Source organism: Paraburkholderia acidicola (genome assembly GCF_002362315.1).
Classification (GTDB): Bacteria; Pseudomonadota; Gammaproteobacteria; order Burkholderiales; family Burkholderiaceae; genus Paraburkholderia; species Paraburkholderia acidicola.
This window is the reverse complement of record NZ_MTZV01000001.1, coordinates 525,848-548,227: the sequence shown is the minus strand read 5'-3', so window position 1 is coordinate 548,227 and position 22,380 is coordinate 525,848. Positions and strand designations below refer to the sequence as shown.

The window sequence follows — 22,380 nt, the reverse complement described above, 5'->3', positions numbered from 1 at the left end:
ATGGAAAAAGACAAGGCACAGCGCGTTGCAGAGCGCTTCATCGAACTGACGCCGGAAAAGCGGCAGTTGTTCTGGCAAAAGATGGTCGAGCAGGGCGTGACGCCGGCGCAGTTGCCGATCTTGTCGCGAACCCGATCGGCGGGGCAGTTGCTGCCGGTCTCTTACGCGCAGCAGCGTCAATGGTTCCTGTGGCAGCTGTCACAGGAGAGCAGTGCGTATCACGTGGCAGGCGGTCTGCGGTTACGGGGCGAAGTGAACGCAGCGGCGCTGCGCACGAGCTTCGAGGCGATCGTCGCGCGCCATGAGGTACTGCGCACGCGCTTCGTCGCCGACGATGCAGGCCGTGTCGAACAGCGTATCGAACCGGCTGTGGAACTGGACTGGCGCGAAGCATCGCTGGCAGAAGAGGCACTGGACGACGCAGCCCGCGCACTGGCCAGCGAACCGTTCGATCTGCCCCACGGCCCGCTGCTGCGCGTGGCGCTGTTCAGCGTGAACGGTGTGAATGGTGTGACCGAACAGGAACACCTGCTGGTGCTGTCGATGCATCACATCGTCTCGGACGGCTGGTCGGTGCAGGTGCTGCTCGATGAACTGGTAGCGCACTACCGCGCCGCGGTGCTGGGCGAGCCGCTGACGCTCGCGCCGCTGCCGGTGCAGTACACCGACTACGCGACATGGCAGCGCGAGTGGCTCGATGCAGGCGAGCGCGAACGGCAACTGACGTACTGGCGCAGCATGCTCGGCGACGAACACCCGGTGCTGGCCCTGCCCACCGATGCGCCGCGCCCGGCCCACGCCTCGTTCCACGCTGCACGTCATGGCTTCACACTGCCGGCAGCACTCGCCGATGCAGTGCGTGCACAGGCACAGCGCAACTCGGCGACACCGTTCACGGTGCTGCTGGCCGCATTTCATGCATTGCTGTACCGCTACACCGGACAGGCAGAAGTGCGCACGGGCGTACCGGTGGCAAACCGTCACCGGGTCGAGACCGAAGGGCTGATTGGCTTCTTCGTGAACACGCAGGTGCTGGCAAGCCGGCTGGATGCATCGACACACGCGTCCGGTCTGCTGGCCCAGGTACGCGAAGCGACCCTCGGTGCGCAGTCACACCAGGACCTGCCGTTCGACGTGCTGGTCGATGCGCTGCACGTGCAGCGCAGCCTGAGCCACAGCCCACTGTTCCAGGTGATGTTCAACCACCAGCGCCGCGACTGGCGGGTGCTGCAGCAACTGCCGGGGATGACGATCGAGCCGTACCGGCTGGCGAATCCAATGGCGCAGTTCGAGCTGCTGCTGGATACGCGCGAGGAAGCGGACGGCACGCTGTCGGTGGAATTCACCTACGCACGCGAGCTGTTCGGAGCGCAGACCATCGGGCGTATGGCGCAGCACTATGAGCGGCTGCTGGAGGCGTTCACCGGTACAGACACCGGAACACCGCTGGATGCAATCGTACTGCCGGGCGAGGACGAGCGCGACGAACTGGACCGCTGGAGCCGCAACCCGCAACGATATGAATACGGGCAGCCGGTACACCGCCTGTTCGAACGTCGTGCACACGCACACCCCGACGATGAAGCGCTGGTATACGGCGAGACATCGTTGAGCTATGGCGAGCTGAACGCACGGGCGAACCGTCTCGCGCACTGGCTGATGCAGCAGGGCATCGGTGTCGAGGCGAAGGTGGGCGTCGCCGCGGAGCGCTCGGTGGAACTGGTCGTCGCGCTGCTGGCGATCATGAAGGCGGGCGCGGCGTATGTGCCGCTGGACCCGTCGTACCCGGCCGACCGCCTCGCGTACATGCAGGCCGATAGCGGCCTGGGTCTGCTGCTGTGCCAGCGCGGCATTGTGTTACCGGAAGTAGAAGGCGTGCGCCGGATCGACCTGGACACACTGGACGTGACGGGTTACACCGACAGCAATCCGGGGGTGCCACTACACGGCGCGAACCTCGCATACGTGATCTATACGTCGGGCTCGACGGGTCGTCCGAAGGGCGTGGGCAACCGTCACGACGCACTGTACAACCGGCTCGAATGGATGCAGCAGGCCTACGGCCTGCAACGCGGCGAAACGGTGCTGCAGAAGACCCCGTTCAGCTTCGACGTGTCGGTCTGGGAATTCTTCTGGCCGCTGATGGTGGGCGCACGTCTGGCCGTGGCCGCACCGGGCGCGCATCGCGATCCCGCGCAACTGGCCGCGGCGATCGTCGCGCACCGGGTGAGCACGCTGCACTTCGTGCCGTCGATGCTGCAGGCGTTCGTCGCGAGTGGCCATGCCACACGTTGCACGGGGGTGCTCAGGCGCATCGTGTGCAGTGGTGAAGCGCTGCCGGCCGAGTTGCAGACACGGGTGTTCGAGGTGCTGCCGGAAGTGGAACTGCACAACCTGTACGGACCGACCGAAGCGGCAATCGATGTGACGTCGTGGCAGTGCCGTGCAGAGGGCGGACTGGCGGTGCCGATCGGAGCGCCGATTGCGGCGACGCAGACGTGGGTGCTCGATGCACACATGCAGCCGGTGCCGCGCGGGGTGGCGGGCGAACTGTACCTGGGGGGCGTGGGGCTTGCGCGTGGTTATCTGGGGCGCCCCGGGCTGACCGCGGAGCGTTTCGTACCGGACCCGTTCGACCTCGAAGGTCGGGGTGCGCGGCTGTACCGCACGGGGGACCTGGTGCGCTGGCGTGCGGACGGCGTACTGGACTACCTGGGTCGGCTGGATCATCAGGTGAAGATCCGGGGCTTCCGGATTGAACTGGGTGAGCTTGAAGCGCGGCTCGTGGAACTGGACGGCGTGCGTGAGGCGGTGGTGATTGCGCACGAAGGGCGACTGGTCGCGTATGTGACGCCGGTAACCACAACTGACGCGGCAACTGAAGCCCTGGACGTAGCAGAACTGAAATCGCAGCTCGCACGCGCGGTGCCGGACTACATGGTGCCGTGGCGGATCGTGGTGCTGGAGACGCTACCGCTAGGCGTGAACGGCAAGGTAGAGCGGCGCGCATTGCCGCTACCACAGGCAGCAGGCATCGACGACAGCGAAAAGGAAGCGCCACAGGGCGAAACAGAAACGCAACTGGCCGCAATCTGGTCGCAGCTGCTGAACGTCGCGCACATCGGACGGCATGACAATTTCTTCGACCTCGGTGGCGATTCAATCCTCGGTTTGCAGATCGTCGCGCGAGCGCGTCAAGCGGGTCTCGTACTGAGTGCGCGCCAGGTATTCGAGCAACAGACGATTGCGCAACTCGCTGCCTGCGCCATCAAGGCCGACGCCAACACCCACGACAACATGGCAGCCAGCACACGCGTCGAACTCGACGGGATCGTGCCGCTTCTCCCAATCCAGTCATGGTTCTTCGCCCAGCAGATGCCGCAGCGGCATCACTGGAACCAGTCGGTGTTGCTGGGTTCGTCGACCGCGCCGGATCTCGTTCATCTCGAGCAGGCGTTGCAGGCTCTCGTCGCGCACCACGACTGTTTGCGTCTGCGTTTCGAACCGAATGAGCCATCGCATGACGGCAGCGCGGCATGGGTGCAACGCTATGCCCACGCCGAACCTGCGCCACTGCTGCACGTCGAAAACGGCGTACGCGCGGAAGATATCGAAGCGTACTGCGACGATGCGCAACGCAGTCTGAATCTGACCAACGGCCCGCTAGTTCGCGCAACAGCATTCGCACTCGACGACGGCAGCTGGCGTCTGTTCATGGTGATTCATCACCTGGCCGTCGATGCCGTGTCGTGGCGCGTGCTGCTCGGCGATCTGCAACTGGCCTGTGCACAGCTTGCCGAAGGCAACCCCATCGCGTTGCCGCCGCGTACGACTTCCTATCAGGCGTTCGCCCGTCAATTGCATGCCGCGGCACAGACGCCGCGACTCGCGACACAACTCGACTACTGGCAGGCGCTGGCCTCAGTTCCCGCCTCGTTGCCGTCCACGCCGCGCAGCGAACCCACGCTTAAGCCGGTGAGCGCGACATTGCGGCTCGACCAGCATGCCACGCGCCGCTTGTTGCAGGAGGCGCCTGCTGCGTACCGCACGCAGATCAACGATCTGCTGCTGGTCGCACTCGGGCGAGTGTTATGCCGTTTTGCAGGCCACGACGCACTGCGGATCGACCTCGAAGGCCATGGCCGCGACCCGCAGTTCGGCGATGCCGATCTGAGCCACACCGTGGGGTGGTTCACGACGTTGTATCCGGTGAGCCTGCAACCGACGGGTGACCTGCCGACAGCGCTCAAACGTATCAAGGAGAATCTGCGCGCCGTTCCCGACTCCGGCATGGGTTTCGGCATCCTCAAGTATCTCGGCACCTCGCAGCAGCGCGCGGCGCTTGCAGCCGTGACGAATGCCGACGTCGTATTCAACTATCTGGGGCAACTGGACGGCACATTAAGTGGCGACGCACAGTGGCAGCTTGCATCGGGACGCACTGGCGCGTCCCAGGACGAACAGTCCGCCGTCGCACATCCACTCGAAGTCATGGGTCAGGTGCTGGATGGCGAACTGTCGCTGACGTTGCTGCATCGTCGTGGCGACCGCTATGACGCAGCGACGCTCGACACACTGGCGCGCGATCTGGAGACGGAACTGCTCGCGGTAATCGAGCATTGCACGAGCGGTGCGAGCGGCATCACGCCGTCGGATGTGCCGCTCGCCGCAATCGATCAGGCGCGGCTCGACGCGTTGCCGGTCAGCGCATCGAGCGTCGCGGATCTCTATCCGCTCGCGCCGATGCAAACGGGGATCGTCTTCCATAGCCTGCTCGGCGAACAGCCGGGTGCCTATGTGAACCAGTTGCGTATCGACATCGACGGTCTGGACTGCACGCGGTTTCGCACCGCGTGGGAAGCGGTCCTCGCGCGCCACGATGTGTTGCGCACCGGCTTCCTGCAGTTCGACGACGCACCGCGTCAGTGGGTCGCGCGTCACGTGACGCTGCCGTTCGTCGAGCAGGACTGGCGAGACAGGCACGACGTTGCCGCAGCACTCGACACGTTTGCCTCCGCGGACATCGCAGCCGGCTTCGATATCGAGCGGCCCGCGCTGTGGCGTCTCGCGTTGATCCGCACGGCAGAGCGCCGTCATCACTTTGTCTGGACGTTCCATCATGCGTTGCTCGATGGCTGGAGCATGGCGCAGTTGCTGGCCGAGGTGCTGCGGCGCTACGACGGCACGACAATCGACGCGGTATCCGACGCCAGACCCGGCCGCTACCGGGACTTCATCGCGTGGCTTGCTAGCCGCGCCACGGCTGGCGATGCTTCGAGCGAAAGCTGGTGGCGTACCCAGGTCGCACGACTCGATGGACCGACGCTGCTGGGTGCTGCATTGCCGACGCCTCACGCAGAGGATGTCGACGCGAAGAACGGCCGGTTCGGCAACGAGACGCTAGCATTCGATGCCGGGCGCACCGCGCAATGGACCCGCTTTGCCAAGACCCAGCGCGTCACGCTCAATACGCTCGTACAGGCCGCGTGGCTGTTGCTGCTGCAACGCTATACCGGCCAGCGCGCCGTCACGTTCGGTGCGACCGTCGCGGGGCGGCCCGAAGCGCTCGCCGATGCCCAGCGCACGCTTGGACTTTTCATCAATACGATTCCCGTGGTCGCCGAGCCGCAACCGGCGACGACAGTCGCGCACTGGCTCGAACAGATCCAGCAGCAGGGTGTGGCCGCGCGCGAGCACGAGCACGTTCCGCTCTACGAGATCCAGCGCTGGGCGCAGCTCGAAGGCGGGCAGCCGCTGTTCGACAGCATCGTCGTGTTCGAAAATTATCCGGTCGACGACGTGCTGAAATCGGCGGCGCCTCAGGGGCTGACCTTCTCCAACCTGCAGGCTAGCGAACAGACGAATTACCCGCTCACGTTGTCGGTAACGCATGCGCAGCGCACCCAGCCGGACGCTCCGGCGCAGGGTATGGGTGCCTTGCAGATCGATTTCGCGTATGCCCGCGACGTATTCGATACCGTGCAGATCGAGCGCATCGCCGCGCATCTGTCGAACCTGCTCGATGCGTTTGCAGCAGATCCGGCCCGCTCGCTCGCCGATGTGCCGATGCTCTCGGCCGGTGAACAGACCCAGTTGCAGAACTGGGGCAATGCCGCGCGAGCCGCGTTCGATCCCACCCCGGTGCATAGACGCATCGCGGCACAGGCGGGCTTGCGTCCGGACGCCGAAGCGCTCGTGCTCGGCAGCGAGTCGATCGACTACGACACGCTGAACCGCCGTGCCAACCGCATCGCGCATCGGTTGCAGGCGCACGGCGTCGGCGCGGAGTCGCGGGTGGGTGTGGCGATCGAGCGCTCGATCGACATGATCGTCGCGCTGCTCGCCGTGCTCAAGGCGGGCGCCGCGTATGTCCCGCTCGACCCGGCGTACCCGGCCGAGCGCATCGCGTGGATGGTCACCGACAGCGGCATCGAGTTCGCATTGACAGCGCCGGCAGCCGCGAGTGTGAGTGCTCCCGAAGGCGTCACGACACTCGACGTCACCCGCTGCGGCGACGGTCAACCCGATCACGATCCGCAAGTGCCGGTACACGGCGAGCAGCTTGCCTACCTGATCTACACGTCGGGTTCGACCGGGCGTCCGAAGGGCGTTGGCATTACGCATGCAGCGCTCGCGCAGCACACGGGCGTGTCGATCGATCTGTTCGGCTTGAGCAATGCCGATCGTGTCCTGCAGTTTTCGACCTTCAATTTCGACGGCTTTGTGGAGCAGGTGTTTCCGTCGTTGTGCTCAGGCGCGGCGGTGATCCTGCGCGGCCCCGACCTGTGGAGCAGCGAGCGCTTTCTGGACGAAGTCGAGACCGGCCGGATCACGGTCGCCGACCTCACGACCGCTTACTGGAACGCGCTCGCCCAGGACTTTGCCGTCAATCCACGCGCCGCTTCGGCTTGCGCGAGCTTGCGCCGCGTGCACGCGGGCGGCGAAGCCATGCCGGCCGATGGTGTACGGGCATGGCGTGCCGCGGGGCTCGCTCATATCGATCTCGCCAACACGTATGGCCCGAGCGAAGCGACGGTAACGGCCACGGCGTTCGACTGCGCGCCCTATCTGCTGCCAGACGCGGTCGTACCGGCGCAGATTTCGCTCGGCACGCCCCTGGCGGGCCGTCGTCTCGTCGTGCTCGATGCACGGCTCGATCCGGTGCCGGTCGGTGTCGCGGGCGAGTTGCATATCGGCGGGTCGTTACTGGCGCGCGGCTATCACCGTCGTCCCGGTCTCACCGCCGAGCGCTTCATCGCCGACCCGTTCGCGGCACAGCCGGGCGGCCGGTTGTACCGGACCGGCGACATCGTTCGCTGGAACGAACAGGGAACGCTCGACTATCTGGGCCGCGCCGACCATCAGGTGAAGGTACGCGGCTTTCGCATCGAACTGGGTGAGATCGAGGCGCAACTGCTGGGCATGCCGGAGGTGCGCGAGGCCGCGGTGGTCGCGCGCGAAGGAGCAGGGGGGCTGCGCGTCCTCGCGTACGCCACGCTGGCGAAGTCCGGTGGTGTCGGTAGCCGCATCGACGGCGCCGGATTGCGCGCACGGCTCGCCGGGGCGCTGCCGGACTATATGGTGCCGTCCACGATCATGGTGCTCGATGCGATGCCGCTGAGTCCGGGCGGCAAGCTCGACCGTCATGCGTTGCCCGTGCCCGCGCAGGACGATCGCGCGCAAGCGTTCGCAGCGCCGCAAGGCGACCTCGAAATCACGCTGGCGCAGATCTGGGCGACGGTGCTGGGCGTCGAGACCGTGGGCCGTCAGGACACGTTCTTCGAACTCGGCGGCCATTCGCTGGCGGCGATGCAGGTGCAGGCTGCGCTGCGCCGCACGCTGTCGCTCGATGCGCCGCTTGCCGTGCTGATGACCAACCAGTCGTTGCACGCGGTGGCGCAAGCGCTTGCCGCGGATAGCGCGACTGCCGCGCCCGAAGGAGCGGATGCCTCGCTGATGCTGGACCTGATGGCCCAGCTCTGAACCGGCGCGCCGCCCGCGGCGGCGCGCGTTTTCCCGCTAGTTGGCGTGTTTTCCCGCTTGATAAAGGAAGAAAGCCCTTACGCGCTGGGGCGGTATCGGTGATTTCGGTAATGAGAATGTTTATTATTTGCATCTTGAATAGCGTTTCGGTACCATTCCGAGGCGAAAAAACAGGTCGAAAAACCGCAGGTCGACCCGCTGCACGAGCAGCAATGGCGGCCATTTTTTACAACGTCAAAGAGCGATAAAAGGTCGGGGAATGAGAACAGGCAGGCAGATGAAATCGAAGGAGGCGATTAGCTTCACTGGCGGCGCGCCGCGTCATGGATTGCTGCAGCTGCGCTGCTCGTCGGTCGCTGTGTGCCTGTTGTTTGCAGGCGTCGGCATCGCCCATGCACAAAGCAACGCGGCATCGGCTACGACGGCAACGCCGGCGACGAACCAGCCGGCGCAGCAGACCACCGGCCAGCCTCAAGGCGATCAGCAACTGAAGCCGATCACGATATCGGCCGAACGCGAAAAGGAAACGGCGACCAGCCCGGTCAACGGCTATGTGGCCAAACGTAGCGCCAGCGGCTCGAAGACCGATACGCCGATCGTCGAGGTGCCGCAGTCGATCTCCGTCATCACCGCGGACCAGATGCAGGCGCAGGCCGTGCAATCGGTCGGCCAGGCGTTGCTGTATACGCCGGGGGTGATGGGGCAGGCGCGTGGCGGCCTGGACACCACTGTCGATTACTTCGTGGTACGCGGCTTTCCGAATCAGTTTCCGTTCATCGACGGCCTGTCGACCCAGGTTTTCTTTACGCTGATCGCGCCTGCGGCAGACCCTTACGGACTCGAGCGCGTCGACATCCTGCGCGGTCCGGCCTCCGTGCTATATGGACAGAACGTTCCGGGCGGCATGGTCAATCTCGTGACCAAGCGTCCGACCGACGAGCCGCTGCATGAAGTGTCGTTCGCGGTTGGCAGCTATGGTTCGGTGGACGGGCGCTTCGACCTTAGCGGCCCGGTGAACAAGGACGGCACCTTGCTGTATCGCCTGACTGGCGACGCGTCGGTCAACGGCTCGCAAACCGACTTTCAGACCGACAAGCGCTTTTACATCGCTCCCGCGCTGACATGGAAGCCATCGGCGGACACCACCTTCACGCTGCTGACGCATTTCGGCTATCGCAACAGCAGTATCCCGAGCGGCGACCTGCCGGCCGTCGGTACGCTGCTGCCGGGACCGAACGGCGCGAAGATCGGCACTAACGTATTTGACGGCGAGCCGAATTTCAACCAGAACCGCCGCACCGAAGAATCGCTCGGCTACGAATTCGAACACCGCTTCAACGACTGGCTGACGGTGCGCCAGAATCTGCGTTACACGCACGTCGACCTGGTTCGGGACGTGGTCGGTAATGCGGGGCTTCAACCCGACCTCGCCACGATCAACCGCTACGCGTACGACGCCAAGGCCAGCGCCGATGTCTTCGCCGTCGATAATCAGGCGCAGTTCAAGTTCAACACGGGTGTGCTGCAGCACACGGCGCTCGTCGGTGTCGACTACGTGCACTCGATCGACCGCTGGGCCGAGAACGACGCGACCTCCGTGCCGTCGCTCAATCTGTATAACCCGGTCTATGGTGGCCCGATCACACTGGGCGGGGTGGACTACAGCGTCACACAGACCATCGATCAGGTCGGCCTCTATGCGCAGGACCAGATCCGCTTCGGCAAGCTGGTCGCGACGTTCGGTGTGCGTGAGGACTGGGCCAGCACCAGCGAGTTCAACCGGATCTCCGGCCAGACGGACCAGGACAACGATGCGACACGGTTCACCTATCGCGCGGGTCTCGTCTATCTGTTCGACAGCGGTTTCGCGCCGTATGTCAGCTACGCGACGTCGTTCCAGCCGGGTCTCGGCAGCACGTTCAGCGGCTCGGCGCTCAAGCCGACCACCGGCCAGAGCATCGAGGCGGGTATCAAATACCAGCCGCCGGGCCAGAAGAGCTTTGCGATGCTGTCGGCATTCAACATCCTGCAGAAGAACGTCGTCGAACCGGATACGAGTCATCCGCAAGGCAACTTCGTCCTGCAGACCGGTGCAATCCGCGTAAAGGGCGTCGAACTGTCGGGTGTCGCCGACCTGGGTGCGGGCCTGAATCTTACTGCTGCCTATACCTATATGGACGGCGTGGTCACCGAGAGCGATGTCGGGCTCGTGGGCAACGCAGCCCCGAACGTGCCGCACAATTCGATCAGCTTCTGGCTCGACAAGACGTTCCAGCAGGGTTGGTGGAAAGGCTTCGGGCTCGGTGGCGGCGTGCGGTACCTTGGCCCGCAGTATGGGGATGCACAGAACGATGTGAGAATGCCGGGCGTCACACTGTTCGACGCAGCGATCCATTACGATATCGACCACTGGCGTTTCTCGGTCAATGCGCAGAACCTGTTCGACCGGATTTACGTCAACTGTGTGGGGATAAATTTTTGCGCCTACGGCACGCGCCGCAATGTGATCGGTCGTGCGACCTACCAGTGGTAAGCCGGACCCACTGGGTAACACCAACATGATTCGATAGCGGAAGGCGAACCAGCGGCACGGGCCGCTGGCCGGTATCGATTCGAAAGAGGATTTATGTCGCTAATACTTTATCTGATCCGTAACTCGCGCCAGACGCTGTTCATTGCGATGGTGACGAGCATCATCAGCGGTTTGAGCAGTGCAGGTCTCGTCGCGCTGATCAATCAGGCGCTCGGCGCGTCGCACGAGATGCTGGGCGAACTCGGCCTCAAATTCCTCGGCCTGAGCGTGCTCGTGCTGCTAACCCGAGCCGTATCGTCGACGCTGTTCATGCGTCTCGGCCAGAGCGCCAAAGCCACGCTGCGCATGGGCACGATTCGCCGCATCGGTGAAGCGTCGTATCAGAATCTGGAACGGCAGGGCGCATCGCGAGCGCTGTCCGTGCTGACCAACGATCTCGATACCATCGTCATATTTTTCGTGAGCCTGCCGACGCTCGCCATGCAGGGCGCGGTGATTATCGGCTGTCTCGCCTACCTTGGTTATCTGTCCTGGCAGATCCTGCTGTTCGCCGTCGTCACGGTGTTCATCGGCTCGCTGGGGTTCCATCTCGCCAACAGCCGCGCGTCGTTTCACCTGCGTAGCTCGCGCCGGCGCGAAGACGATCTCGTCAAGGATTTCCGCGCGCTGTTCGATGGTGCGAAAGAACTGAAACTGCACCGCCATCGCAAGCAGGCATTCATCGACGACAAGCTCGCGACCAATGTCGAAGCCGTGCGAGTGCAGCGCACGCGCGGCTATGTTCTATACGCCGCCGCCGCCAGCTGGGGCAGCTTCATTTTCTTTGCGTTTATCGGTTGCGTGCTGTTTCTGCTGACCCGCTACTATCCGGTGTCGAGCCATGTGATGTCCGGCTACGCAATGATCTTCCTCTACATGATCATGCCGATCGAAGGGGTGCTGTCAGCGATTCCCAGTATCAGTTCGGCGAAGGTTGCGATCGAACGGATCAATCAGATCAACGAGGACCTGCCGCCGGAAAACACGCTGCCCGCGGAGCAGGCAACGTCGTTCGACAGCATCACGCTTGAACACGTCACGCACAGCTACTACCGCGAGAAAGAGGACGAAGTTTTCACGCTAGGGCCGGTCGACCTCACGTTCAAGCCGGGCGAACTCGTCTATCTGATCGGCGGCAATGGCAGCGGCAAGACGACACTGGCGAAGATGCTGGTCGGTCTGTACGCCCCGGAAGGTGGACGCATCCTGCTGAACGGCAAACCCGTCGACGAAGCCGACCGTGATATTTACCGCCAGCATTTTTCGGTCGTGTTCAACGATTTTTTCCTGTTCGATACGCTGCTCGGCATGAAGCTCGACGGGCTTGACCGTCAGGCGAAGACGTTGCTCGAACAGCTGCATCTCGATCACAAGGTGAAGATCGAAAACGGCGTGTTTTCGACAACCGAACTGTCGCAGGGGCAACGCAAGCGGCTCGCGCTGCTCGTCACCTATCTGGAAGACCGGCCGTTCTATGTATTCGACGAATGGGCCGCGGACCAGGACCCGGTGTTCAAGGATGTCTTCTACCGGCATCTGCTGCCGGAGCTGCGCGCGAAAGGCAAGACGGTCCTCGTTATCACCCACGACGACCGCTACTTCCACCTCGCCGACCGCTACGTGAAGCTCGACTACGGTCAGGTTGTCGAACAGGGCAACGGAACCGATTTGCAGAACGAACACGCACATACGCATGGCGCCACGCAGGTTTTTGCTGGATGAGGGATGCGCGGCGCGCGCTGTGCATCCGGAAGATGAGCCCGTTCGGGTGAGCCGTCCTGACGGCCCGGCCCGGCCTGGCCGTCGCCGCTGCCTGGGTAGGTTGGGCGTGTTTGGTGCTTTAGGCACATTAGGCGCATGGTCCGCGACGTCCCTCGTGTCGTCCGGGCTCGCCTTGCCACGGGCTGCAATCGCAGCCGGGCGCGCGTCAGACAGAACCCCGCGCATCGTTTCGCTATCCTGGGCGGGCGCACAAATCCTGGTGTCGCTCGGCGTCGTGCCGCTCGGCATCGCCGACCGCGCCAACTATCCCCTGACCGGCGCACTTCCCGCGATGCCGGCCGACGTGCTCGAACTCGGAACGCACAGCGAGCCGAATCTCGAACTGCTGCAGCGGATCAAACCAGACCTGATCGTCATCGATACCAATCAGCTCGATCTCGACACCCGTTTGCGCAGCATCGCACCGACCTTCACGATCGATATCTACAACGCGCAAAAGGGCAAACCTTTTGCGCGCGCAGTCGCGGAGACGCAACGCGTCGCAGCGCTGTTAGGCCGGCAAGACGCGGCGCGCAGCTATCTGGCCGAGGTCGATGCACGACTGGCCGCCTGCGCGGCCACTGTCTCGACGCTCGGTACGTCACCACGCGTTCTGATTGTGGACCTGTACGACGACGGCCGGCATCTTTACCTCTATGGTCCGAACAGCATGATGCAGGACACGATGGATCGGCTCGGCGTGCGCAATGCATGGAGCGGTTCGACCGATTCGGGCTATCTGCTGTCGGGCATCGAAGGACTCGCCGAAATGGGCGATGCGCAGATGTACTACATCAGCCACGGCGTGCGGGACCGGATCGCGCTGCACAATCTGAGCCGCAGTGCGCTCTGGCAGAACCTGCCGTTCGTGCGAACGCAAAGCTTCGTGCCGCTGCCGGGATTCTTCACTTATGGTTCGACCTCGTGCGCGGTGCAGTTTGCTGAAGCATTGACTGCGGGTATGGTTGCGCTCGACGGGAAGAAGGGGCACGCGCGTGGCTGAACCGATTGCGATGCGCGCCACGTTGCGCCGTTTTTCGATGCACCCAGCGTGGCTGGTAGGCGCGATGGCCTGCGCCGCGCTGCTGCTTTCGCTGCATCAACTCGGCACGCTGCTGCCGATGGATCTATGGTGGCAGACGCTGGTCTCGCCCGACTCGCACGACATGCGGCAGATCGTCGTGCATGAAAGCGTGTTGCCGCGCCTCGTGACGTGTCTGCTGGGCGGCGCGCAACTGTCGCTGGCTGGCGCGATTTTCCAGCAGGTGCTGCGCAATCCGCTGGCCGAGCCGACAACCCTGGGTGTATCGGCGGGCGCGTCGCTGGCGGTGTCGCTCACACTGCTGTTCGCGCCGCAATGGCTCTTTATCGGCCAGGAGTGGGTGGCGCTGGCCGGTGCCGTGCTGGCCATGTTGCTCGTCACGGCACTCGCCTGGCGTCGGCGCCTGTCGCCGGTTGCGCTGATTCTCGCCGGCCTGATTGTGAACTTCTATTGCGGCTCGATCGGCGCGGTGCTGACGCTGTTTCATCACGACGATCTGCAATCGCTGTTCATGTGGGGCGCCGGATCGCTGAACCAGAACAACTGGGATGCACCGCGTGCGTTGCTGCCGCGCTTCATCGTCGGTTCGTGTCTTGCTGCAGTACTCGTGCGACCGCTCACGATGATGTCGCTCGCCGACGACAGTGCGCGGGGCCTCGGCGTGTCGCTGCGTTTCGTGCGCGTAGCGGCGTTGGCACTGGCGGTGTTTCTCGGCGCGTCGGTGGTGGCGTCGGTCGGTGTGATTGGTTTTCTCGGCGTGCTGGCACCGATGATCGTGCGACTCGCGGGCGGCCGACGTTTCCGCGACCGGCTGGTCTGGGCGCCGCTCTTCGGCGCAGCGCTGCTGTGGCTCACCGATCAGCTCGTGCAACTGTTCTCGGGCGCGTGGTCGGGCGTGCCCACCGGCGCGGTGATGTCGCTCGTCGGCGCGCCGTTCCTGTTCTGGCTGTTGCCACGCTTGCCCGCGCTGCCGGATACCGTCGACATGTCGCCGCACGAGATGCATCAGAACCGCCTGCGTTTGCCGGCGTGGACCACGCTGGGCGTGATCATTCTTGCGGTGGCCGTGGTGCTCGGCTTGTTGCTCGGGGCAACGCCGGATGGCTGGCACTGGTCGCTCGGCAGCGATCTTGGCTCCATGCTGCACTGGCGCGGCCCGCGCGTATTTGCCGCCCTGGCCGCAGGCGCTTTACTCGGTGTCGCCGGCGCGATCATGCAGCGCGTGACCGGCAATTCGATGGCGAGTCCCGAGGTGCTCGGCATTTCGGCAGGCGCATCGCTTGGCTTGATCGCGGTCCTGTTCGCGGTGCCCGAGGCCGGTCGTCTGCTGCAGACCGGTGCGGCCGGCGCAGGCGCATTCGTGACGCTGCTCGCGATGCTCGCGCTCGGTCGTCGCTACGGCTTTGCACCCGAACGGATGTTGCTGGTGGGCGTGACGCTCGGTACCGCGTTCAGCGCACTCGTCACGGTATTGCTCGCGAGCAATGACCCGCATATGAGCGGTTTGCTCGCATGGATGGCGGGCTCGACCTATGGCGTGACGACGCGTGATGCAGTGACGGCCGGTGTGTCACTGGTCGCGCTGGGCGTTTTCACCGCGTTTTTCGTGCGCTGGCTCGACATCCTGCCGCTCGGCGACATCGTTGCTGTGAGTCTCGGCGTTAATCTCAACTTCAGCCGGGTCGCGTTGCTACTGCTTGCAGCCCTGATGACCGGCGTGGCGACGATCGTCGTGGGCCCGCTTAGCTTCATCGGCCTGATGGCGCCGCATCTTGCCCGCATGCTCGGTTTCAGGCGCGCTGTCGCGCAGCTCACGGGCGCCGCGCTGCTAGGGGCGTTCATCATGGTGCTGGCCGACTGGCTCGGCCGCAATGTGCTGTTTCCTTTCCAGATTCCAGTCGGCCTGCTGGCGACGCTGCTCGGCGGACTGTACTTCATGTGGCTGATGTTGCGCGGCAGGGCATTGCTATGAGCGCCTGCAGCCCATCTTCTAACAGGCTATCGTATCGAACATGAAATCATCGACTGAGACAAACGGGACTGGTGTTGCCGCGTCCCCTATGTACGAGATCGAAGGCGTTTCATTCGCCGTCGGTGGACGTACGTTGCTGCATCCGTTGAGCCTGACGCTGCGGGCGCAGCGCGTGTGCGGGTTGATCGGCCATAACGGTTCGGGCAAGAGCACGCTGCTCAAACTGCTCGCGCGCCAGTTGCGGCCGACCGCGGGGAGTGTGCGCTTTGCCGGTACACCGCTCGCGCAGTGGGACAACCGCGCATTGGCCCGCAAGGTGGCTTATCTGCCGCAACAGCCGCCGGCCGCGGACGGCATGACGGTACGCGAGCTGGTCTCGCTGGGCCGTTACCCGTGGCACGGCGCGCTAGGTCGCTTTGGTGTACGCGACAGCGCGAAGGTCGCCGAAGCGATGGAGTTGACCGACGTCGCGCGGTTCGCCGACCGTCCGGTGGACGGCCTGTCCGGCGGCGAGCGTCAGCGTGTCTGGCTGGCCATGCTGGTCGCTCAGGACAGCGACTGTCTGCTGCTCGACGAACCGATCTCCGCACTCGATATCGCGCATCAGGTCGAGGTGCTGAGGCTCGTGCGCACCTTGAGCGAACAGCGCGGTTTGAGCGTTGTGGTCGTGCTGCACGACATCAATATGGCGGCCCGCTTCTGCGACGACCTGGTCGCGCTCAAAGGCGGTCGACCGCTGATGAACGGCCCGGCCGCCGATCTGATGCGCCCGGACACGCTGGAAGAAATTTACGGCATCCCGATGGGGATCGTCCCGCATCCGCTCGGCGGCACGCCTATCAGCTTCGCACACTGACCGCGGTGGCGATGCATCCCGACCCGGATGCATCGCGCTATTACATAACGTCCCCAGGGTTCACTGTTGGTTGCGCGTCTGTTGCTCGCTTGCTGCGCCCCGGTGGCCCATCCGATTAGATCCCGAGAATCCATGGCTAATTCGTTTCGCGTGTTACGTGCGCTCGCTGCGGGACTTGCCGCGAGCGCACTCTTTGCCGGCTGCACGGCGCCTGTGCCTCAGAACAGCGTGGCGAATGTTGCTGCTGCTTCCTACCATGCGCAGATCCGCCGGACCCAGGACGGCATCCCGCATATCAAGGCCGACGACTGGGGCAGTCTGGGTTACGGCTTTGGCTATGTGCAGGCACAGGACGATCTCTGCACGCTGGCTGACTCGTTCGTCACGTGGCGCGGCGAACGTTCGTCGTACTTCGGTGCCGATGCCCGGCCGCCTGCAGCCGCTTCGTTCGGCAAGCCGCGCAATCTCGATGCGGATTTCTTCTTCAGGCTCGTTGACGATGACGCTGCCGTGCAGCGCTTCCGCACCGCTCAAACCATAGATTTCCGCACGCTGCTCGGTGGCTTTGCGCAGGGATACAACCGCTATCTCGACGAGCTGAAAGCGGGGCGTTTTCCCGGCGCCCATCAGGCGTGCGCGAACGAGCCCTGGGTCACCCGTATCACGACGGACGATCTGTATCGCCGGCTCATTGCGCTGAATCTCGCGGGCGGCGCTACGCAGTTTCTCGATGGGATCGTGCGTGCGCAGCCGCCGGGCACGTCGCAGCCGCTCGCCGAAGATGTTAATGGCGAGGGTGGCGCACAGCCACTCAGCGTGGCGCGGATGACGGTGGGCGGACACGCCGGAATCGGCAGCAACGCACTGGCGTTCGGTGCGCCCGTGACCCGCGACGGCAAGAGCCTGCTGTTCGGCAACCCGCACTGGTTCTGGCGCGGGCCGGACCGCTTCTATGAGGCGCAATTGACGATTCCCGGACAACTCGATGTGGCGGGCGCGTCGTTTCTTGCTGTGCCGGTGGTGGTGATCGGCTTTAACCACGACATTGCGTGGACGCATACGGTGTCGAACGCGCGGCGTTTTGGCATCTTTGAACTGAAGCTCGTGCCGGGCGCACCGACGCACTATCTTTACGATGGCAAGGACGAGGCGCTGCAGGCGGTGCCGATTACCGTCAAGGTGCGCGATGCCGCAAGCGGCTCGCTGGCTCCGGTCACCCGCACGCTGTACCGGTCGCGTTTCGGCCCGATGATCGATCTGTCGTCGATGTCGCCGGCGCTCGCGTGGAATGCGCAGCATGCTTTCGCGCTGCGCGATGTGAACGCCGAAAATAACCGCACGTTCGCCAACTTCCTCGCATGGGGGCAAGCGCGCTCGCTCGACGATTTCATGGCGATCCAGAAGCGCTTCGCCGCGATGCCATGGGCGAATACGTTCGCGATCGGACGCGACGACCCGCGCGTCTGGTTCGCCGATATCGGCGCAGTGCCGAACGTGCCGGATCCGTTTGCCGCGGCATGTACGACACCGTTAGGTCAGGCCTTCGACAAACAGGCCTTCGGCGTGCCGTTTCTCGATGGTTCCCGCTCGGCGTGCGCATGGGATGCCGCGCCCGCGCACTCGCCGCAGCAGGCCGATGCCCTGTCGCCGGATAGCATGCCCAGCCTGCTGCGCACGGACTACGTCGGCAACTTTAACGGCAGCTACTGGCTGACCAATCCGCGTCAGCCGCTCACCGGGTTTGCGCGCATCACGGGTGAGACGGGCGGTCCGCAGTCGTTGCGCACCCGCCTCGGGCATGCGCTTGCTGCGAAACTGATCGCTGAGCCCGGCGGCCTGACACGCGATGCACTGGAGCATACGGTGCTCGACAGTACGTCGATGTCGGAGCGCCTCGCGCGCAAGCCGCTCCTCGATGCACTGTGCGTGGAGGGCAAGGCGGCGCCGGTCGTGCGTGTCGTTCGCGATCTATTGGACGGGAAGGACCTCGCGAGTCCGCAGACCGTCGATCTGACCGAAGCCTGTCGCGTGCTGCGGAACTGGGATGGCACGGCCAATGCCGATGCGCGTGGAGCGAACTTATGGGACGAGTTCTGGCGCCGCGCCAGCCAGATTCCCGACGCGCAACTGTATGCGGCGCAGTTCGACGCTAACCGGCCGTTGACCACACCTGCCGGACTGAATACGACGAACCCGGCGCATCAACAGGTACATGAGCAGGTATTTGAGCAGGCACTCGCAGGCGCCGTCCTCGCGTTGCAACGCAATGGCTTTGCACCAGGCTCGACGCGTGGCGAACTGCTCTATACGGTGCGCAACGGCGTCAAGGTGCCGATGTACGGCGGTTGCGACGGCGAGGGCTATTTCACGGCCGCATGTGCGGAACATCCGCTTGATCGCGAGGGCTACGCGCTCGACCGCGATGCGCACGGCAATAGCTATCTCCAGGTCGTAGGGTTCGGCGACGATGGACCGCACGCCGATACGTTGCTCGCTCCGTCGGAATCGGATGATCCTGCCTCACCGCATCATGTCGATGCGACTGCGCAATACGCGCGAAAAAACTGGTTGAGGTTTTCGTTTACGGAGCATGCAATCAGCACCGCGCCAGGCATGACGGAGCAACTTTTGACCGGACCGCGTGCCGCGGCGGAGCATTGACGCAACCCTGTTCGTGCTGTCCGACGAGCGCGCAACAGGGATTTGTATCGACTCCATGACGCCGCCCCAAGATGTGTAACGAGACGTTACGTGCGGGTTCTGTGAGCGATTTGTTGCATCAGTTATTACAAACTCGAAATATGCGGGAAGTCTCGCTGCGCTATAGTCGAGTCAACAAAACATGTCTCCAGAAGAGGTGAACCTATGAAGTCCGCTCGTCTTGTTACGCTGGTGATCGGGGCGTTGGCCATTGGCGCATCGAGCGCAGCGATGGCTCACGTGAACATCGGCCTGAACATCGGCATTCCTGCGCCGGTGTATGCCGCACCGGCACCGGTCTACGCGCCGCCGCCAGTTGTGTATCAGCCGGCACCGGTGTACGGTGCGCCGGTGTACGGCGGTCCGGTCTACGGTGGCCCGTCGATCGTCATCGGCTGGCACGGCGACCGGTACTGGGATGGCCGCCGCTACTGGGGCCGCGACGAATGGAATCACCGTCGTGGGCCGGGCCGCTGGGACCACGGCGGTGGCCGCTGGGGTCACGATAACGGCCGCTGGCACTAAGCTGCCGGCACGTCGATACAAACGCGCAACAGCGCGCAAAGAAAAACCGCCCAACCAGGGCGGTTTTTTTATGGTTGCGCGAGCAACGTCCGGAAGATCAGATCACTCTGCCACGACAGCCATGCCGCCCACCACGGCGTTAAAGCCGCTGTCCACATGCACGATCTCGGCTGTCACGCCAGCCGCGAGATCCGACAGCAGGAACGCTGCGGTATTGCCAACCTGCTCGATCGTGACATTGCGCTTGAGCGGCGCGTTGCCTTCGACGAATTCGAGAATCTTGCCGAAGCCCTTGATACCGCTCGCGGCCAGCGTCTTGATCGGACCCGCCGAAATCCCGTTCACCCGCACACCCTTCGCACCGAGCGAGACGGCGAGATAGCGCACGCTTGCTTCGAGCGAGGCCTTCGCGAGTCCCATCGTGTTGTAGTTCGGAATCGCGCGTTCGGCGCCGAGATACGACAGCGTGAGCAGCGCGGCATCCGGCGACAGCATCGGTAGTGCCGCTTTGGCGAGCGCGGGGAAACTGTACGCGGAGATGTCGTGCGCGATGCGGAAGTTTTCGCGCGTCATGCCGTCGAGGAAGTCGCCGGCAATCGCTTCGCGCGGGGCGAAGCCGATCGAGTGGACGAGACCGTCGAGGCTATCCCAGCGGGTCTTCAGCGAGGCGAACAGCGCGTCGATCTGGGCATCGTCGCCGACGTCGCAGGGGAACACGAGATCGCTGCCGAATTCGGTGGCGAATTCGGTGATGCGGTCCTTGAAGCGGTCACCGACATAGGTGAACGCGAGTTCCGCGCCTTCGCGTTTGCATGCCTGCGCGATGCCGTATGCGATCGAACGGTTCGACAGCAAGCCGGTCAGCAGGATTCGTTTACCAGCGAGAAAGCCCATGAATGCTCCTGATGAAGTCAGCGCGCATCACACGAGGCATGCGTGAGGCGCGCAGGATTTTGGGTAGAATTCTCTCACATTGCCACTGCCTCCCGATTAGCAAGGCCCTTATGACAACTGGTTCGCGATGGAATGACGCGCCTCGTGCAGGCTGGCGCGCCGTAGTTCGAATGCTGTCGCGGAGTCGCTGTCACTTATCGACGCACGGGTTGGCGAGCCGACCGATGCTGCGGCCAGCGGCCTTCGTCTGGGTGTGCGGCACGTTGCTCGCCTCGTTGTTGCCCGCGCTCCCTGCACACGCGGTCTATGCGATCGCGCAATATGGCGAACCGAAGTATCCGGCGGATTTCAAGCATTTCGACTATGTGAATCCGGACGCGCCGAAGGGCGGCACGCTCGTACTGGGGAACCCGAACCGCCAGACGAGCTTCGACAAGTTCAATCCATTCACGATGCGCGGCAATCCAGCGCCTGGCATTGACATGCTGTTCGAGACGTTGGCCACAGGCAGCGCCGACGAACCAGCGTCCGCCTATGCTCTGCTCGCCGACGACATCCGCATTGCGCCCGACCGTTTGTCTACGACGTTCCATATCAATCCGCACGCGCGCTTCTCGAACGGCGATCCCGTCACAGCCGACGACGTCAAGTTCTCTCTCGACATGCTGAAGAGCCCGCAGGCATCGCCAGCGGTAAGTGCGTATTTCAACGACATCACGCGTGGAGTCGTGGTCGATCTGGCCACCATCCGCTTCGAGTTCCGGCAAGCGAACCGCGATCTACCGCTGCTGGCCGGCAGCCTGCCCGTGTTTTCGCACAAGTGGGGTTTGAAGCCGGACGGCTCACGCGTGCCGTTCGATCAACTGGCGTTTCAGCAGCCGATCGGTAGTGGGCCCTATGTGATCGAACATTACGAGAACGGCCGCACGATCACTTACAAACGCGATCCGAACTACTGGGGCGCGACCTTGCCGGTGCGTGTCGGGACCAATAATTTCGATCGCATCGTCTACAAGCTCTATTCGGATTCGGTCGTGCGGCTCGAGGCGTTCAAGGCGGGCGAGTACGACGCCTATGTCGAGTATGTCGCGCGCAACTGGATGCGGCGAGTGGTCGGCAAGAAGTTCGATAGCGGCGAACTGATCAAGCATGAATTCGAGCAGCACAACGCTGCCGGTATGCAGGGTTTGTTCCTCAACCAGCGCCGGCCGCTTTTTCAGGACGTTCGGGTGCGCAAGGCGCTCGACCTGGCGTTCGACTTCCAATGGCTCAACAGCCGGTTGTTCTACGGCAAGTACACGCGCACTGACAGCTTCTTTGCGAACACCGACTTGAAAGCGACGGGGCTGCCTTCGCCCGGCGAACTCGCGCTACTCAACCCGTGGCGCGCGCAGCTCGGCCCAGCGGTGTTCGGCCCACCACCGCTCCAGCCCGATACCGATCCGCCCGGGTCGCTGCGGGCGAACCTGTTGCAGGCGCGTGCATTACTTGAGCAGGCGGGCTGGACATACCGGAACGGGGCATTGCGTAACGCCCTGGGGCAGCCATTTTCGTTCGAAATTCTCGATGATTCGAGTTCGGCGCAATCGATGGAACCGGTCATCGCACCTTATCTGCGGAACCTGCAGAAGCTCGGCATCGAGGCAAAGTACCGCACGCTGGACTTTGCGGTGGTTCAGAAGCGGCTCGATGCATTCGATTTCGACACGACCATTAGCCGCACGCTCGGCGTTCAGTTGCCCGGCTCCGAGCAGGTCGGCATTTTCGGCAGCAAGGCAGCTGGCGAACCCGGATCGAACAATATGATCGGTCTGCGTTCGCCGGCTGTCGATGCGATCCTGCGTGCGCTCGTGACCGCGCAGACACGCGAACAGCTCGTCGATGCGACCCATGCACTCGACCGCGTCCTGATGCATGGCTACTATGTGGTGCCGCAATGGTATAGCGGGGCGCATCTCGTCGCGTTCAAACGCGGGCTCGCATGGCCGAAGACGCTGCCACTGTACTATCAGGCAGAAGACTGGATTACCTCGATGTGGTGGTTCGCACCGCAATGATCTGCGAGCTGTTCGCCA

Annotated in this window: 10 protein-coding genes; 9 read left to right on the top strand and 1 reads right to left on the bottom strand. The window is 63.7% G+C overall.

Annotated features, from left to right (window positions below):
• The 8 genes from BWP39_RS02060 to BWP39_RS32220 all read left to right on the top strand — a co-directional run bounded on the left by BWP39_RS02060 (window position 1) and on the right by BWP39_RS32220 (window position 19,411).
• Window positions 1-7,983, top strand: coding sequence for a non-ribosomal peptide synthetase (locus tag BWP39_RS02060; RefSeq protein ID WP_096716689.1), 7,983 nt, complete (start codon window positions 1-3; stop codon window positions 7,981-7,983).
• A gap of 277 nt (window positions 7,984-8,260) precedes the next feature.
• Window positions 8,261-10,516: a TonB-dependent siderophore receptor gene (locus BWP39_RS02055; protein ID WP_157915116.1), complete on the top strand. Its 2,256-nt coding sequence runs from the start codon at window positions 8,261-8,263 to the stop codon at window positions 10,514-10,516.
• A gap of 93 nt (window positions 10,517-10,609) precedes the next feature.
• On the top strand, window positions 10,610-12,277 hold the full coding sequence (locus BWP39_RS02050; RefSeq protein WP_096716687.1) for a cyclic peptide export ABC transporter: 1,668 nt from the start codon (window positions 10,610-10,612) through the stop codon (window positions 12,275-12,277).
• Window positions 12,249-13,319 carry an ABC transporter substrate-binding protein gene (locus BWP39_RS02045; RefSeq protein ID WP_096716686.1) on the top strand — a complete coding sequence of 357 codons (1,071 nt, stop codon included), beginning with the start codon at window positions 12,249-12,251 and terminating at the stop codon, window positions 13,317-13,319. The genes BWP39_RS02050 and BWP39_RS02045 overlap by 29 nt, the downstream gene beginning before the upstream one ends.
• Window positions 13,312-15,330 (top strand): Fe(3+)-hydroxamate ABC transporter permease FhuB, encoded by a 2,019-nt coding sequence (gene fhuB, locus BWP39_RS02040; protein WP_207556536.1) that lies wholly within the window; start codon window positions 13,312-13,314, stop codon window positions 15,328-15,330. The genes BWP39_RS02045 and fhuB overlap by 8 nt, the downstream gene beginning before the upstream one ends.
• 40 nt (window positions 15,331-15,370) lie before the next feature.
• Window positions 15,371-16,186, top strand: coding sequence for an ATP-binding cassette domain-containing protein (locus BWP39_RS02035; RefSeq protein ID WP_096716685.1), 816 nt, complete (start codon window positions 15,371-15,373; stop codon window positions 16,184-16,186).
• 132 nt (window positions 16,187-16,318) lie between these two features.
• On the top strand, window positions 16,319-18,847 hold the full coding sequence (locus BWP39_RS02030) for a penicillin acylase family protein (protein ID WP_096716684.1): 2,529 nt from the start codon (window positions 16,319-16,321) through the stop codon (window positions 18,845-18,847).
• A gap of 204 nt (window positions 18,848-19,051) precedes the next feature.
• A complete protein-coding gene (locus tag BWP39_RS32220; RefSeq protein WP_096716683.1) occupies window positions 19,052-19,411 on the top strand; it encodes a hypothetical protein in 360 nt (119 codons plus the stop codon).
• 102 nt (window positions 19,412-19,513) lie between these two features.
• Here BWP39_RS32220 and fabI read toward each other — a convergent pair whose 3' ends face one another.
• Complete coding sequence (gene fabI / locus BWP39_RS02020) at window positions 19,514-20,305, bottom strand: enoyl-ACP reductase FabI (RefSeq protein ID WP_096716682.1); 792 nt, start codon at window positions 20,303-20,305, stop codon at window positions 19,514-19,516.
• A gap of 110 nt (window positions 20,306-20,415) precedes the next feature.
• Here fabI and BWP39_RS02015 point away from each other — a divergent pair, with 110 nt between their 5' ends.
• Window positions 20,416-22,362: an extracellular solute-binding protein gene (locus BWP39_RS02015; protein ID WP_096716681.1), complete on the top strand. Its 1,947-nt coding sequence runs from the start codon at window positions 20,416-20,418 to the stop codon at window positions 22,360-22,362.
• Window positions 22,363-22,380: the final 18 nt, after the last annotated feature.